15 protein-coding genes and 1 pseudogene are annotated in these 15,628 nt (G+C 58.2%); 15 read left to right on the top strand and 1 reads right to left on the bottom strand.

The features are described 5' to 3' along the window. Positions 1-213: 213 nt before the first annotated feature. The 10 genes from ACIONG_RS24355 to ACIONG_RS24310 all read left to right on the top strand — a co-directional run bounded on the left by ACIONG_RS24355 (position 214) and on the right by ACIONG_RS24310 (position 7,772). Complete coding sequence (locus ACIONG_RS24355; protein WP_401303205.1) at positions 214-1,488, top strand: site-specific integrase; 1,275 nt, start codon at positions 214-216, stop codon at positions 1,486-1,488. Between the two features lie 35 nt (positions 1,489-1,523). After that, complete coding sequence (locus tag ACIONG_RS24350) at positions 1,524-1,808, top strand: hypothetical protein (RefSeq protein ID WP_401303203.1); 285 nt, start codon at positions 1,524-1,526, stop codon at positions 1,806-1,808. Between the two features lie 557 nt (positions 1,809-2,365). Then, on the top strand, positions 2,366-2,689 hold the full coding sequence (locus ACIONG_RS24345; protein WP_401303201.1) for a hypothetical protein: 324 nt from the start codon (positions 2,366-2,368) through the stop codon (positions 2,687-2,689). A gap of 147 nt (positions 2,690-2,836) precedes the next feature. After that, on the top strand, positions 2,837-3,160 hold the full coding sequence (locus ACIONG_RS24340; RefSeq protein WP_401303199.1) for a hypothetical protein: 324 nt from the start codon (positions 2,837-2,839) through the stop codon (positions 3,158-3,160). A 281-nt stretch (positions 3,161-3,441) separates the two neighbouring features. Continuing rightward, the gene (locus tag ACIONG_RS24335; protein WP_401303197.1) at positions 3,442-3,840 is read left to right on the top strand and encodes a hypothetical protein; all 399 of its coding nucleotides are present in this window, start codon (positions 3,442-3,444) and stop codon (positions 3,838-3,840) included. A gap of 54 nt (positions 3,841-3,894) precedes the next feature. After that, a complete protein-coding gene (locus ACIONG_RS24330) occupies positions 3,895-4,908 on the top strand; it encodes a hypothetical protein (protein WP_401303196.1) in 1,014 nt (337 codons plus the stop codon). A 458-nt stretch (positions 4,909-5,366) separates the two neighbouring features. Beyond that, positions 5,367-6,101: a hypothetical protein gene (locus ACIONG_RS24325; RefSeq protein WP_401303194.1), complete on the top strand. Its 735-nt coding sequence runs from the start codon at positions 5,367-5,369 to the stop codon at positions 6,099-6,101. A 380-nt stretch (positions 6,102-6,481) separates the two neighbouring features. Next, positions 6,482-6,958, top strand: coding sequence for a YchJ family protein (locus tag ACIONG_RS24320; protein ID WP_401303192.1), 477 nt, complete (start codon positions 6,482-6,484; stop codon positions 6,956-6,958). A gap of 113 nt (positions 6,959-7,071) precedes the next feature. After that, on the top strand, positions 7,072-7,566 hold the full coding sequence (locus ACIONG_RS24315) for an LEA type 2 family protein (RefSeq protein WP_213027752.1): 495 nt from the start codon (positions 7,072-7,074) through the stop codon (positions 7,564-7,566). After that, entirely contained in the window at positions 7,563-7,772 is a 210-nt protein-coding gene (locus ACIONG_RS24310; RefSeq protein ID WP_018607772.1) for an SEC-C metal-binding domain-containing protein, read from the top strand. The genes ACIONG_RS24315 and ACIONG_RS24310 overlap by 4 nt, the downstream gene beginning before the upstream one ends. A gap of 242 nt (positions 7,773-8,014) precedes the next feature. Here the strand turns inward: ACIONG_RS24310 and ACIONG_RS24305 are convergent, their stop codons facing one another. Next, the gene (locus ACIONG_RS24305; protein WP_401303189.1) at positions 8,015-8,572 is read right to left on the bottom strand and encodes a cysteine hydrolase family protein; all 558 of its coding nucleotides are present in this window, start codon (positions 8,570-8,572) and stop codon (positions 8,015-8,017) included. A 335-nt stretch (positions 8,573-8,907) separates the two neighbouring features. On the opposite strand from ACIONG_RS24305, the gene ACIONG_RS24300 reads away from it, so the two are divergent. The 5 genes and pseudogenes from ACIONG_RS24300 to ACIONG_RS24280 form a co-directional block, all read left to right on the top strand. Next, positions 8,908-11,358, top strand: a complete 2,451-nt coding sequence (locus ACIONG_RS24300) for a penicillin acylase family protein (protein WP_401303187.1) — start codon at positions 8,908-8,910, stop codon at positions 11,356-11,358. Between the two features lie 193 nt (positions 11,359-11,551). After that, entirely contained in the window at positions 11,552-12,586 is a 1,035-nt protein-coding gene (locus ACIONG_RS24295) for a ligase-associated DNA damage response exonuclease (RefSeq protein ID WP_401303185.1), read from the top strand. Further along, positions 12,583-14,271, top strand: coding sequence for an ATP-dependent DNA ligase (locus tag ACIONG_RS24290; RefSeq protein WP_401303183.1), 1,689 nt, complete (start codon positions 12,583-12,585; stop codon positions 14,269-14,271). Before ACIONG_RS24295 ends, ACIONG_RS24290 begins: the two co-directional genes overlap by 4 nt. A 390-nt stretch (positions 14,272-14,661) precedes the next feature. Then, entirely contained in the window at positions 14,662-15,444 is a 783-nt protein-coding gene (locus tag ACIONG_RS24285; protein WP_008083900.1) for a transporter substrate-binding domain-containing protein, read from the top strand. Positions 15,445-15,500: 56 nt separating this feature from the next. Beyond that, a pseudogene (locus ACIONG_RS24280) lies at positions 15,501-15,590 on the top strand (amino acid ABC transporter permease); the annotation flags it as partial. Positions 15,591-15,628 lie beyond the last annotated feature (38 nt).

The following is a 15,628-nucleotide window of genomic DNA, read 5'->3' as shown; positions in this document are numbered from 1 at the left end:
AGGGCTTACCTAACCATGACCTCCAGCATTGCTATGCCCGTGCAGGGCCAAGTGTCACCAGCCTGTCACCAGCCTTGTCACCAACGACCAGCTCAGGACCTTTCTGTCTGGCATTACAGGCGCTCAGGGATCTACTACCTGAGGGTCCGTCCACGCGGCTGTTCCGCCCGTAGTCTCACCATCTCTCTCAGATCTACCGATAGGCCGACCGCTATGCAGTTCTCCAAGGACATCCTCAAGACATTGGCTGTGTTCCACCTCGACCAGCCTGAGGCTTCATGGGAGGACCTCAAGGAGCGCCTCAAGGAGATCGCTGAGGACGCATTGCAGGGCCATAGCGAGGACTCACGGGGCCTCTACATGGAACTCTATGACCAGATGAGCAACCACCTCGCTGAGGCTGCCTCGACTGGTCGATTCAATGAGCGTCAACAACGGACGATAGGCACAGGCCAACGGGTTCTCAGGGCTGCTCAGGAGCGTCTTGAAGGTCGCCCGCAGGACCTCACAGAGATCATCGGGGAGCTATCTTGTGGCACGTCTGTAGCCCCTTCTGTATCCCTATCTGTATTACCGTCTGGCGAGCCGACAACCTTTGAGACCCTCTCAGGGCTCTATCTGGCTGAGCGCAAAGGCAACGTCACCGCCACCACTCACAAATCAGTTACGTCAGCTTGTCGGACCCTCAGCGGGCTCCTTGGAGACTTGAACCTCAAGACCCACACTCGGGCCGATATGGTGGCGCTCAAGGAGAAAATCATTGATGGTCGCAAACCTCTGACATCCAACAAGCTACTCACTCAGCTATCAACAGTGATGAGCTGGGCAGTAAATAACGGTTTCCTTGAGCGTTCCTTTGACAAGGGCTTGAAGATCGAGAGAGGCGCTGAGAGCACCCGCAAGCCCATGACTCAGGATCAGGTGGTCAAGATCATGGACTACGCGAATGGTCTGGCTATTGACGACTGGAAGCGCTGGGCGTTGTCCCTTGGGGTTCTTACAGGTGCCCGCATTGGCGAGATCTACCAGTTGAACAAAGAGGACATCAAGCAGGTGGACGGAATCACCGTTATCGACATCAACAAAGATGAGAACGGTGGCAAGACCCTGAAGAATAGCTTCTCTGTGAGACAAGTCCCTCTGGTTGATGGGGCCTATGGGTTCTCCCTTCAGACCTTCCTTGAGTGGGTCAGCGCCAACGAAGGCCGTCTGTTCAAGGCAAAGGAACATTATTTCAACAAGCCGCTCAATGAGGCTCTAAGGGAACCTCTGGGGCTGGCCTCTGGGGGCGACCAATCGTTTCACTCCCTGAGACACTCTTTGTCGGGTCTTCTGAAGGCCGCTGCGACCCCTGAGGTAATCGCGCAGGGCATCACTGGACACAGTGCAGGGAACATCACATATGACCTGTATGCGGGGTCTCAGAGGCTTCCTGTGGGGACACTCCATGAGGCGCTGGTGAAAGCGTTTCCCCTGATACTAAAATAGTGGCTTTGCCCATCGCATCTCAAGGAAGTGATTCAATGTTAGCGACCATATTTATAGCGATCCTCTGCTTTGTCTTATGGAACGTCCTCAAAGGCACTCTCAGGGCGACCATTAGCCGCTCTGTTCAGTATGCCGCATCTCGGGGTGTTCCTTATGATTTTGCCAAGGCGATGATGGCTGATAGGGCAGTGGTCAAACAGGCTCGACTCCATCTGGTGGGCCATAGTCCGGATATGCGGAGAGAACCGGTCTACGTGCAGTATGGGATTTCAATAATGTATTTGTACGAAGTTTCTGAGCAGGGGAAGCAGCATGTTTGAGCTTATTGGGATTGTAGTAGCTTTGATTTTCGGATGGGCTGTATTGCAAGTGATTGCCAGCCGGGTATTCCCGGAGTATGGGCTCAAGAGAGCTCAGCGGCGATACATGAAAGAGCCAAGTTCAGAGAATGAGCGTCTCATGTGGGATGCGCGCCATAGACTCAATAGGCGTAAACGGGGTTAACGCAATTTCATAGGGTCATTGATTTTGGTGTCGTTAAAAACCCTCACTATTGCCACAGCGTCGTGGCGATCAAATGAGGACCGATCCAATGACCCTACTTACCCATCCGGGACCGCTGCACCGCCACGTCGATCACGAGACGGGCCACATCCTTCATATCGACCCAATCACTGGCGAGGCCGTTACTCGCAAAGAGATGGTCCGACCCAAAAATCCTGAAGCGCAGTATCAAGTATGGGCAGCCGAACGCCGAGCCGATGAGTCCCTCTCTAAGGACCACCAAACGGCAGCCCAAAAGGCAGCCCGAGCCACGCCCAGCGATTCCCCTATCGAACCCCCCAAGCGAGGCCGTGGGCGTCCCAAGACCAGCTATGTGAATCCGGTCGCTGCCTACATGCACCTCCTTGCGATCCCCGATCCTCTGCCATGGATAGACGACATCGTTACTGGGTCGATCATCACCAGTGCCGGAGTCACCAACGGGAAGATAAACGTCAAGGCGCGAGCGGTCATCGGAGCGCTGTTCCTTTCGGAGATCACAGCGGAAGCCTGCAAGACCAGTGAGATCAGCTTGAGGACCGCCCAGCGCATCGCCAAGGCTGCCCGACACGCTGCCCACGGGATCGCTTCGTATGTGGAGAGACACCCAAGAATCAGGGCAGAGATCGACGTGGAGGCTCTATTCCGGGCCTCTTAGACTTAACGCCGGATAATATAAAGATAAATCTTAACGACCCCTTTCTGCTCATCGACACCTGATCGACCAGCCTCAAAGAGAGAGGGGTAGTGATAATAATCACCCTCCCTTTTATTCATCTCATCGACATCTTTAAGGAGACCCAACATGACCACCTATCAAGCCACCGATACACTCACTGAAGACGACCTGATCACCCTGTCTCGTGTCTTCCCCACGCCTTCCCGTCCTCAATTGGTCATCGTTAAGAACCTACTCAACGACCGCAAAGCCAGCTACAGGACATACGAGAACGGAGTTGTCTCATTCAACATTGACGCTCTGATCAAAGAGGTGTCCTTTCGAGGCTCTCCACGGACGGCCTCAAGGGTCTCCGAACTGGTCTCGCTTGGGGTCAGTCTTCAAGCTCTCGCCAAGACGCCTTTGAGTATCCCAATGGCCGGAAAGGACCCAATCACAATCAGACTTTAAGATGCCCTGTCAAGGTGTCGTTTAAAACCCCTCACTATTGGGACAGACCTTCAACCCAATAAAAGATTCTCTCCCTGCTACATCGACCCTCGCCACGGTTGTGCTTTCAGATGCCCTCTCAGGCTGCCATGTCCTGATAGACCAGCATCACCAATAACCAAACCCAGAACCTTTTGATCGACCTTGAAGATGCCCACGAGGCTCCCTCCTTGGCCGTCTGGTCGTGCGCGTGTCTATGGCGCAAGGTCGATCAAAGGGTCGCCTATAGGAGATCCAAACCAATGAACATCACCATCACCAAAGTCCTGAAGAACGAAGTAACTGTGTCGGGCCAGACCCTCAATCGTGAGTATGTCGAGAACGTAATGCTGCCCTTGCTGATGGCCCAGTGTGGCCGGAACAACGGCGCTAAGTTCGGAGTGATCAAAGCCTTCGACGAAGCCGGTCTGTCCCTCAAGGCCATCCAAGAGGACGCCGTGACTTACTTCGAGACCAAGCGGGTACAGAAGGCAGAGCGTGAAAAGCTCCAACGAGAAGCCGATGAGCGCGCTGAGCGACTCCGTGAGCCAACCCCTCGCGAACTGGCCCAAGCCAAAGCCGACAGAGAGGAACGTGCAGCAGCCCATCGTGCGCACGCTCAGAAGATCTTAGCGGCTCGCTCTCGTAACAACGGCTGGTAACTCCAGACCCTGCCCGATCACTTCCCTACTAATCTATTCAGGAGACCCATTCCCATGAAACCAATCAATCAATTCGTAAAGCCGTCCACCTACACCACCGCCATCATCAACGATGGTAGTGAGCATCTGGGCGGGTCTATTCGCTTCAACACTGCCGATGTCCGTTCAGAGACCGAAGCGGCCACCGATCCGTCTGTCTACGTGCAGGCTCTCGTAGAGGCCGCTGAGGACTACCTGAATGGCGATGAGTGGCGTGAGGCTGCCATGGAGGCGACTCCTTGCGAGTTCCGTCCTGCTGGCTCTGAGGCCACTGGTCAGCAGATCATCGCGATGGCCGACCGTACCGTCACCTTCGACCCTCGCAAGAACTGGGATAACCAGACAATCAGCAAAGGCGAAGTCCTGGCCGGGTCTGTGATCTTCACGGAGCCAACCGATACCGCTCTGGTCATCAGTCACCGTGCCACCATCCTTGATCACAACATCATGGCTGGCTTCACTGAGGGCTCCCTTGCGCAGACCGCTGACAAGATCCTGCGTGACATCGAGCTTAACGCTGCTGGCAAGATCGCTGGCATCCTCTCGACCGCCCCAAGCACCGAAGTGGTCTCTGAGGCCAAGCCAACCGGAAAGCCTGTAGAGATCGCTGAGGACCTCATTGACCTCATGACGACCCACCTCAACCAAACCGTGGGCACCTCGCTGTCTGACTTTGTGGTCCTGCTGCCTGTGTCTCTGGTGGCCGTTCTTGAGCGTGCTGCTCAGCGTGCTGGCGTGGGTGACATTGAGGACCTCATTGGTGCCTCCGTGCAGCCATACAGTGGCACTGACTATGGTCTGTTCCTGCTGCCTAAGATGTTCACCTCGCTGAGCTACCGCGAAGGCCGTGACGGCAACGTGTGGAAGATCGAAGCGACCCGCAACGTTGCCCATCAGGCATGGGACATCGAGATCATGACTGTCGTGGACATCGTGGCTAACGGCAAGGTCAAGGTTAAGCTGACTGCCGATGGTCTCCAGACCCAGACTGTCGCCTTCCCGATGGTCACCAACATCAAGTTGACCTGATCGTCTGATCCTCACCGTTCCTCAGGGGCCCGCAATGGGCCTCTATGGGCTTCCTAAAGGAGACCAATGCCATGATTCAGCCAATGACCAGAATCCAACGAAAGCGCCTTGTGGTGGCCTTATCGGCTTCACTCAACGGGCTTCCTATGGGCCCCGCTGTGGCTCGCTTTGAAGCCTATGAGCGTGAGCGTAACCGTGTCCGCAAGGCCGCTAAGGGGAACTGAGAGAGACCTGTAAGACCGGACCTAACGAGGGACCGGCTGGGCTCTCACCCTTTTAGCAAAGACCCTCACCATGGGCAGTATTGCCCAATCGCTACACCTGCCCGTCGCTGGGCATCAACCAATCAACCGTAGAGTCTTCCTGTTTGTTCCTTCATGCCACCGTCCAGAACCTTGTCGGGTCTCTGCGCTGGACCGTGGGAGCGAACTTGAGGGAGCAAACAAGAGGAATAGACAATGAACATGATCAACAAACCTACCGACCTGCTGCCTATCGTTATCGACGGCCATACCTTCACCGCCAATCAAGACCGCATGTGGAACCTCAACGAGGTTCATCGTCAGCTTGGCCTACCGGACACCAAGGCTCCGTCACAATGGCGTAACGCTGTGGCGGATGAGCTACGAGCTTCTGCAAATTTGCAGATCATCGACAAGGTAGGGACGCTTGCCACCGAACCCGGAACCATTGCCTATGCCATGTGGGTCTCGACTGACTTCTACCTAATGGTTGTCCATGCTTTCGTCGCCATGCGTAACAGCGCTGTAGGCGAGCTGAGATCCGCTAAGACCCTCCTTGACGCCAACATGCCCAAGGCTTCGGCCCTCGACATGAAAGCCCGTGGCGCTGGTCTGACATGGACTGAGGCTTGCCGTGTGGCTGGTATCCAACAACCACGCCTCGCCCTTGAGGCTCTGGTTTCTGTGAAGGTCTTTGTGTATCCAGTAGACAACTTCGGGACCCGTGAGGGCTCGCCACGACCGCCTAAGGCTGGCTTCGATTCCGGTGCTTTCGTGAGGGCCTCATCGGACTTTGGAAACCGTGAAGGCTGGCGAGTGAAGACAGCCGGTCTTGATTGGCTCCGTAGCAAAGCAGAGAAGATCAACCTGACAGTGGCCGAAACGAAGGCCGCTAAGGCCAGAGCCAAGTCCAAAGACAAGACCGACCGCTGGGGTAGGGTCACCAAGTAACCTCAAGGAGAACCTCATGGACACGCTACACGCTGCCTACTGGGTCTGCGTGGCTGTTCATGTGGCCTTCTGGCTATACGGTCGCTTCAAGGGCCCTTAATGAAAATCTGATAGAAAAATCTGAGAGACCACCTCATTGCTTCTACTCCCTGAGGTTCCCCCGTGTGCCCTCGCGCAGGTCCGCACAGGCGATAAGGACCCCAGAACGAGAGACTCAATGGTCGCCTCAGAGGCTCGCCAACTGTCACCAACGCTGTCACCATGTTGTCACCAGAAACCCTTGAGGTCCGCTATGAAGCCCGCTACGCTTGGCCTGCCGCCAGCCCCCTCACAGTTCTGGGCCAATCCGGAAAACTTCGGGAAATACTGGTGGTAATGCAATGAGTACAGCCATTTGCCCTTGCGGCAGCGGCAATCTGCTGGATGCCTGCTGCGGTCATTATCACGAGGGCCATCCGGCCCCGTGTGCCGAAGCCTTGATGCGTTCGCGCTACAGCGCCTATGTACTCGGGCTGATCGACTATCTGGTGGCGACCACCCTGCCCGCTCAGCAATCGGGTCTTGATCGGCAGTCGATCAGTGCCTGGAGCGCGGAGAGCACCTGGCTCGGCCTTGAGGTCGAAAGTTCGGAAGTCTTCGGCGGCCAGCCGGAACACGCCTTCGTCACCTTCACTGCGCGCTGGCACGACGCCCAGGGCGAACACAGCCACCGTGAGCGCTCATCGTTTGTGCAGAACGCCGGCCGCTGGTACTTCATTGATCCGACCGTGCATTTGAAGCTGGGGCGTAATGACAGTTGCCCATGTGCCAGTGGGCAGAAATTCAAGAAGTGCTGCGCGGGATACTTTGGCGCTTGAGATCAAAAGCTCGCAGCTTTCGGCAGCTACTACATCGGAATGGGTTCACATGTAGGAGCTGCCGAAGGCTGCGATCTTTTACGGCTAGACTGAGCAACAAAAGGAGCTGCTCCATGTTTGCTCAACGACGCGCACTGCAATCGCTCGCCCTTTGCCTGTTTCTCGGGCTCAGCGGCTGCGCCTCATGGTTCAGCGACGACACCCGCGACCCCGCCGTGCACCTGGTGAAAGTCGAAGTGGTACGGGCCAAACTGCTCGAGCAGAAATTCATCCTGCACTTTCGCATTGACAACCCAAACGACAGCGACTTGACCGTGCGCGGTCTGGAGTACCGCATTCATCTGGCCGACATGCTGCTGGCCGAAGGCGAGTATGAACACTGGATCACCGTCGGGCCGAAGCGCAGCGCCTTTTATAAGGTGCCGATTCGCACCAATCTGTGGCCGCAGGTGAAAGAGGTGGTGAAAATGCTGAAAAGTCCAAATCAGCAGATTCCCTATCGGTTACAAGGCGAAATGGAAACCGGTTTATTCATCGCCCACTACGTGCACCTTGAGCGCAATAGCGTGATAATCCCGGCCGATTTAATTCCGGAGCAACACCGATGACTCAGCAACCTCATGTCCATGGCCCTGACTGCAACCACGATCATGACCATCACCACGATCACGATCACGATCACGGCCATGTCCACGGCCCGAACTGCGGCCACGCCCACCAGGAACCGGTGCGCAACGCCCTGAAAGACGTCGGCCGCAACGACCCTTGCCCATGCGGCAACGGCAAGAAATTCAAGAAGTGCCACGGCGCTTGATGCCTTGGGCGAAGAGCCTCTTCGCCTGACACACCGCCTTCGCGAGCAGGCTTGCTCCCACATTTGAATGCACCGTGATTCCTGTGGGAGCTGGCTTGTCAGCAATGAAGCCGGCACCTTCAACATTGCTGTCGCCTGACACACTGCTATCGCTGGCAAGCCAGCTCCCACAATGGCCGGTGTTTCAGCAATATGGGAGCGAGCCTGCTCGCGAAGGGGCCGGCACATTCAATGAAAGCTTTTCAGCCTGCCGCCAGAATCCGCGCCGAACTGACCACCGTCGCATACTCCCCATGCAAATTCCCCAGCGACATCCCGTGCACGTCTTCAGCCGTACGCAACGTGCCGAAGTAATCGGCCTTGTCGAAGGTGAAGCACGCATCCTCTGCCACCCACGTATCAAACCCCAGATTGCCCGCCGTACGCGCCGTGGCCTCCACCGAGTTGTGGGTCGCCACGCCGACGATGACCAATTGCCCGATCCCCGCCTCACGCAACCGCGCAGCAAGCCCGGTGGCACAGAACGCATCCGGCACTTGTTTCTGGATCAGCCACTCACCGTCCCGGGGCAAAAACCTTTGCTGAAACTCCACCCCTTCCTGTTCGGGCCAGAACACCGAGTCCGGTTCACGGGATAGATGCTGCACATGGATGACCGGCCGCTCGCTGTGCCGCCAAAGCCCCAGCAGATCGAGGATTCGCTCCTCAGCCTGCGGATTGTTACGCCGCCCCAAGCGGGGGTGCAGGATGCCTTTTTGCTGGTCGATGATGATCAGTGCAGCGTTGGCCTCAAGTTCCATGGCGGTCTCCTCACGCAAAGTCATTGAATGTGCCGCAGTTTACGCGTGGAGTTGAGATTTTGCGGCGAGGGAGCTTGCTCCCGCTCGGCTGCGCAGCAGTCGCAAGTCCAGACAACGCATTTTTTTGATAAATGGCGGCACAGGGTCTGGGAGTGCTTCGCACTCCAGCGGGAGCAAGCTCCCTCGCCACAAAAACCCGGTTATCCCTGAAGATTTGCAGTTGGTCAGGCAAATCGAGAAATAACCGCTCGCCCCGCTTGCGCGCCCACCTCCTGCTCACTAACGTAGCGGCTTTATTGCGCCCCCAGCCTCTACACCCCCGCAGGAGCTTTGCCATGGCCTCGCCAGCCCTCACACATTTTCTTCCCCGGTTCGGCGTTGCCGCAGCAGTGACCGGTGTCTTGAGCCTGTCCGGTTGCCAGACCTGGAACGCTCAGGACACCCTCCCGCCCACCTCCGGCGTGCAACCGCTCAAGGGCCTGGCGCAGAACGTTTCGGTGCGCCGCAATGCCATGGGCATGCCGTTGATCGAAAGCAACAGCTTCCATGACGCGCTGTTCTCGCTCGGTTATGTCCACGCCAGCGACCGCATCAACCAGATGGTCACCCTGCGCCTGCTGGCTCAGGGCCGTCTGGCGGAAATGTCTGGCGCCTCGATGCTCGACGCCGACCGCTACATGCGCGCCGTCAATCTGAAGAAAAGCGCCGCCGAACTTTACAAGGCTTCGTCGCCACGGCTGAAACGCTTTTTCGAAGTCTATGCCCGGGGCGTCAACGCCTACCTGTTCCGCTACGCCGACAAGTTGCCGGGCGACCTGGCCACAAGTGGCTACAAGCCTGAATACTGGAAACCGGAAGATTCGGCGCTGATTTTCGCCCTGCTGAATTTCAGCCAGTCGGCCAACCTGCCGGAAGAAATCTCTTCACTGGTGCTCGCGCAAACCGTGACCACCGACAAACTCGCCTGGCTGACCCCGTCCGCGCCTGACGAGAATCTGCCGCTGGCCGAAGCCGACAAGCTGCAAGGCCTCAAGCTCAACGGGCAAATCCCCGGCCTGAGCGAACTGAGCAACGCCAGCCAGCAACTGTCGACGCTGAACCTGCTCGGCACCACGTCTTCGAACAACTGGGCCATCGCCCCGCAACGCAGTCGCAGCGGCAAGAGCCTGCTCGCCAGCGACAGCCATGGGCCATTGGCCGCGCCGTCGCTATGGAGTTTCGTGCAGATCCGCGCGCCGAAGTATCAGGCGGCAGGTGTGACCGTCGCCGGTTTGCCAATGGTGCTGGGTGGTTTCAACGGCAAAGTGGCCTGGAGCATGACCAGCGTGCTCGGCGATAACCAGGACCTGTTCCTGGAAAAAATCCGCCGTCAGGGCAGCAGCCTGACTTACGAGGTCAACGGCAAATGGCAGCCGCTGGGCGTGCGCAACGAAACCTATTTCGTCAAAGGCCAGCGGCCGATTCGCGAAGCGGTGTACGAAACCCGCCACGGCGCGTTGCTCAACAGTGCTCAGGCTGCGGCGCAAGGCAACGGTTTTGGTCTGGCCCTGCAGACACCGAGCTTCACCGATGACAAATCCCTGGACGCTTTTTTTGATCTGAGCCGAGCGCAGAATGTTGAACGCGCCTCGGACGCGAGCCGCGAGATCCGCGCCATCGCCCTGAACCTGGTCTTCGCCGATGCCAGCAATATCGGCTGGCAAGTCACCGGGCGTTTCCCCAATCGTCGTGAAGGCGAAGGCTTGCTGCCGTCGCCGGGCTGGGAAGGTCGTTACGACTGGGACGGTTACGCCGACCCGATGCTGCACCCCTACGATCAGGATCCGGCGCAAGGCTGGCTCGGCACCGCCAACCAGCGCGTCATCCCTCACGGTTACGGCATGCAACTGTCCAACTCCTGGGCCGCGCCGGAACGTGGCGAGCGTCTGGCGGAACTGGCTGGAAGCGGCAAACATGACAGCCGCAGCGTGATCGCCATGCAGTACGACCAGACCACGACTTTCGCCGCCAAGCTGAAGAAAGTCTTCGAAGCACCGGGCATGAAGCAGCCGCTGAAACAGGCAATCGATGCATTGCCGGAAACCGATCGCAGCAAGGCTCGCGAGGCGTTTACCCGCTTGATGGCGTTCGACGGCAAGCTCAGCCCGACTTCGGCGGATGCAGCGATCTATGAACTGTTCCTGCAAGAAAGCATGAAGCAGATCTTCCTCGACGAACTCGGCCCGGAATCCAGCCCGGCGTGGAAAGCGTTTATTGCCAACGGTGATTTGTCCTACGCAGCGCAGGCCGATCATCTGCTGGGACGCGAGGACAGTCCGTTCTGGGACGACATCCGTACGCCGCAGAAAGAAGACAAGGCTGTGATTCTCGCCCGCAGTTTTGCGGCAGCCATCAGTGCTGGCGACAGTCAGTTGGGCGGCGATCACAAAGCCTGGCAGTGGGGCAAACTGCACAGCTACACCTGGAAAAACAGCAATGGTCAGACCGTTCGTGGACCACTGGCGGCGGGAGGCGATCACACGACGTTGAACACAGCAGCGTTTGCCTGGGGTCAGGATTTCACCACTACGCGTGCGCCATCGATGCGCTTTATCGTCGACTTCGGTCAAGCCGAACCGTTGATGGGGCAGAACGGTACGGGGCAGTCGGGGAATCCGGTCAGCCCGAATTACCTCAATGGCATTGATCAGTGGTTGAAAGGGCAGTACATCGGCTTGCCGATGCAGCCGCAGAACTTTGACCGGGTGTATGGCAAAAACCGTCTGACCCTGACTCCCGGCAAGTAGCCCCCACGTTGATCGTTCCCACGCTCCGCGTGGGAATGCAGCCCGTGGCGCTCCGCGTCACTGGACGCAGAGCGTCCCTCGAGGCATTCCCACGCAGAGCGTGGGAACGATCGTGCGGTACCCGAAAAATCCATAGAACTTCTTAACCCGCGCAAACCTCATAGCTAACAAGCCCCCCATTTCTGGTAACGACATGGATCTTGTTATCGCCCGCCCCGAAGGTTTGTACTGCCCCGCCGGGGATTTTTATATCGACCCCTGGCGTCCCGTCGAGCGCTCGGTGATCACCCATGCCCATGGCGACCACGCTCGCACTGGCAACCAGCACTACCTTTCCAGCAGCGCCAGCGAAGGGATTCTGCGCGCGCGTCTGGGGCAGGACATCAACCTGCAAACCCTCGCCTACGGCCAGCGCTTGACCCACCACGGTGTCACCTTGAGTTTTCACCCCGCTGGCCATGTGCTCGGCTCGGCACAGGTGCGTCTGGAATACGGTGGCGAAGTCTGGGTCGCTTCCGGCGATTACAAGATCGAGCCGGACGGCACCTGCGCGCCGTTTGAACCGGTGCGCTGCCACACCTTCATCACCGAATCGACCTTCGGCCTGCCGATTTACCGCTGGCAGCCACAGGCGCAGGTGTTCAGCGAAATCAATGAATGGTGGAAAGCCAATATCGCCGCTGGCAAGGCCAGCGTGTTGTTCTGTTACTCCTTCGGCAAGGCCCAGCGGATCCTGCACGGCATCGACGAAACCCTCGGCCCGATCCTCAGCCACGGCGCCGTAGAGCCGTTGAACCGCGTCTACCGTGATGCCGGCGTGTACCTGCCGCCAACAATCTATGCCGGTGACGTGAAAAAAAGTGACCCGATCATGCGCCAGGCGCTGGTGATCGCCCCGCCCTCGGCCGGTGGCAGCACCTGGATGCGGCGTTTCGGCGATTTCAGCGATGCCTTCGCCAGCGGCTGGATGCGCCTGCGCGGCACGCGTCGGCGGCGCGGGGTGGATCGCGGCTTCGTGCTGTCCGATCACGCCGACTGGCCCGGCCTGCTCTGGGCGATCAATCAGACTGGCGCCGAACGGGTGATGGTCACCCACGGTTCGATTGGCGTGCTAGTGCGCTATCTGCGCGAACAGGGGCTCGATGCCCAGGGCTTCAACACCGAATACGGCGATGACGAAGAAGAAAACATCGCCTCTCAACCGACCATCGCCGAGATGCCCGCATGAAAGCATTCGCCGAGTTGTACGCCGAACTCGACGCCACCACGTCCAGCAACGCCAAACTGGCGGCCATGCAAGCTTATTTTGCCCAGGCAGAACCGCAGGACGCTGCTTGGGCGGTGTACTTTCTGTCCGGTGGCCGGCCCCGGCAACTGGTGCCCGTGCGGATCCTGCGCGAACTCGCTGTCGAGGTGTCCGGGTTGACGCCGTGGTTGTTCGAGGAGAGCTATCAGGCCGTCGGCGATCTGGCGGAAACCATTTCGCTGGTGCTCCCGGAAAATCTGCACAGCTCCGATGCCGGCCTCGCCGAGTGGATTGAAGACAAACTGTTGCCACTGCGCGGTGAAACTCCGGAATTCCTCTCACGGCAACTGCCGGCACTGTGGGCGCAGCTGGATCGGCCGAGCCTGATGCTGTGCATCAAACTGATCACCGGAAGCTTTCGTGTCGGCGTGTCGAAATTGCTGGTGACCCGCGCACTGGCCTCGATGGCCGGGCTCGACAGCAAACGTGTCGCCCAGCGTCTGGTGGGTTACACCGACCTGTCCAATCGGCCGAACGCTGCCAGTTATCTGAAGCTGATCGCCGCCGAATCCGCCGACGAACACTCCCAGCGCGGTGGCCAGCCGTACCCGTTTTTCCTCGCACATGCCTTGTCGCAACCGGTTGAAGAGTTCGAGGCGATGATTGGCCCGGCGAGCGACTGGCAAGTGGAATGGAAATGGGATGGCATCCGTGCGCAAGTGGTCAAGCGTGAAGGGCGGTTATGGGTGTGGTCGCGGGGTGAAGAACTGGTCACCGAGCGCTTCCCCGAACTCGATGTGCTGGTCCACGGTTTGCCGGACGGCACGGTGATCGACGGTGAGATCGTGGTGTGGAAAAGCACCCATCCACGCACCGAGGACGCTTTTGATCCGCAATCGCCAGAGCCGCCCGCGGTGCAACCGTTCGCGCTGCTGCAACAGCGGATCGGCCGCAAAACCCTCGACAAGAAAATCCTCGAAGACGTGCCGGTGGTGGTGCTCGCCTACGATTTGCTCGAATGGCAAGGCGAGGACTGGCGCAATCAGCCGCAGGCCAAGCGTCGTGCGCAACTGGAAGAGGTCATCGCCCGCTGCAACAGCCCGGTGCTGCTGCCCTCCCCCGTATTGACCGGCACCGACTGGTTCGACTTGGCCCGTCAGCGTGAAGCGTCCCGGCGCCTGGGGGTCGAGGGCATGATGCTCAAGGCCCGTGACGCCTTGTACGGCGTGGGCCGGACCAAGGACATGGGGGTGTGGTGGAAATGGAAGGTCGACCCGTTCAGTGTCGATGCGGTGCTGATTTACGCTCAGCGCGGGCATGGTCGCCGCGCCAGTCTGTACAGCGACTACACCTTTGCCGTGTGGGACGGCCCGCCCGAATCCAGTCAACGGGCATTAGTGCCGTTCGCCAAGGCCTATTCGGGGCTGACCGATGAGGAAATGCGCCAGGTCGACAGCATCGTTCGCAAGACCACGGTGGAGAAGTTCGGCCCGGTCAGCAGTGTGAAACCGAGTCTGGTGTTCGAACTCGGTTTCGAAGGCATTGCTCTTTCGCGGCGGCACAAGAGCGGGATCGCCGTGAGGTTTCCACGGATGCTGCGCTGGCGGCAGGACAAGACTGTGGATGAGGCGGACAGTCTTGCTACTTTGCAAGATTTGCTGGCTTGACCCCCTTTCCAGGGACACTGGTCATTTGAATTGAATGACTACCTGTGGCGAGGGGATTTATCCCCGATCGGCTGCGCAGCAGTCGCAAAACCTGAAAATGCAATTCTCCCTGATGAATGCCGGGGGCTGCTTCGCAACCCATCGGGGATAAATCCCCTCACCACAGTTATCGCAGCCAGCCAAAAACCTCTACGCCGAGCCGAAATGGTGCAGCGCATTTTCGGCGCCCGTTTCCGTGCACCAATCCCCTCCTCATCTATCAATCCCCGCCTTTTAAAACACTTGTTCGGGACTCTGGTTCGGAAATTGCTACTTTCTATAGGTCGTACGCGTTCCAGTAACAATAATTCTGCGCCACAAGCGCTCATATTGGTTCTTAGGGATTGAATAATGAAAAAAGCATTGCTGACCCTTTCTGCACTGGCGTTGTGCATGGCCGCTGGCTCCGCGCTGGCCAAGGAATACAAAGAGCTGCGCTTTGGCGTTGACCCTTCGTACGCACCGTTCGAGTCGAAAGCGGCCGACGGCAGCCTGGTGGGCTTCGACATCGATCTGGGCAACGCGATCTGCGCCGAACTGAAGGTCAAGTGCAAGTGGGTCGAAAGTGACTTCGACGGCATGATTCCGGGCCTCAAGGCCAACAAATTCGACGGTGTGATCTCGTCGATGACCGTGACCCCGGCCCGCGAAAAAGTCATCGACTTCTCCAGCGAGCTGTTCTCCGGCCCGACCGCTTACGTGTCGAAAAAAGGTTCCGGCATCACCGCCGACGTCGCGTCGCTGAAAGGCAAAACCGTCGGTTACGAGCAAGGCACCATTCAGGAAGCCTACGCCAAAGCCGTGCTGGACAAGGCCGGCGTGAAAACTCAGGCCTATCAGAACCAGGATCAGGTGTATTCCGACCTGACCTCCGGCCGTCTCGACGCGGGCATTCAGGACATGCTGCAAGCCGAATTGGGCTTTCTGAAGTCGCCACAGGGCGCCGACTATGACGTCAGCAAGCCAGTCGACAACGAATTGCTGCCAGCCAAAACCGCTGTCGGTATTAAGAAAGGTAACACTGAGCTGAAGGCGCTTTTAGATAAAGGTATCAAAGCGTTACACGATGACGGCAAATACGCCGAGATTCAAAAGAAACACTTTGGCGATCTGAATCTGTACAGCGGCAAATAATGCCCCGGCGCCCATCCTCGATGGGCGCCTTTTCCATCCGCTCAGGTTGCTGATTTATGTTCGAAACCCTCTTACAAAATCTGGGGCTCTCCGCCTTCAGCCTCAAGGGCTTTGGCCCGTTGCTGTTGGAAGGCACCCGGAAGACCAACAACTGATCGGCGGTCGCGCTGCTGGGGGCCGTGTT

This window comes from Pseudomonas sp. NPDC087817 (assembly GCF_044742875.1).
Taxonomy (GTDB): domain Bacteria; phylum Pseudomonadota; class Gammaproteobacteria; order Pseudomonadales; family Pseudomonadaceae; genus Aquipseudomonas.
The sequence above is the reverse complement of the archived record's forward strand: the minus strand, read 5'-3'. Positions and strand labels throughout refer to the sequence as shown.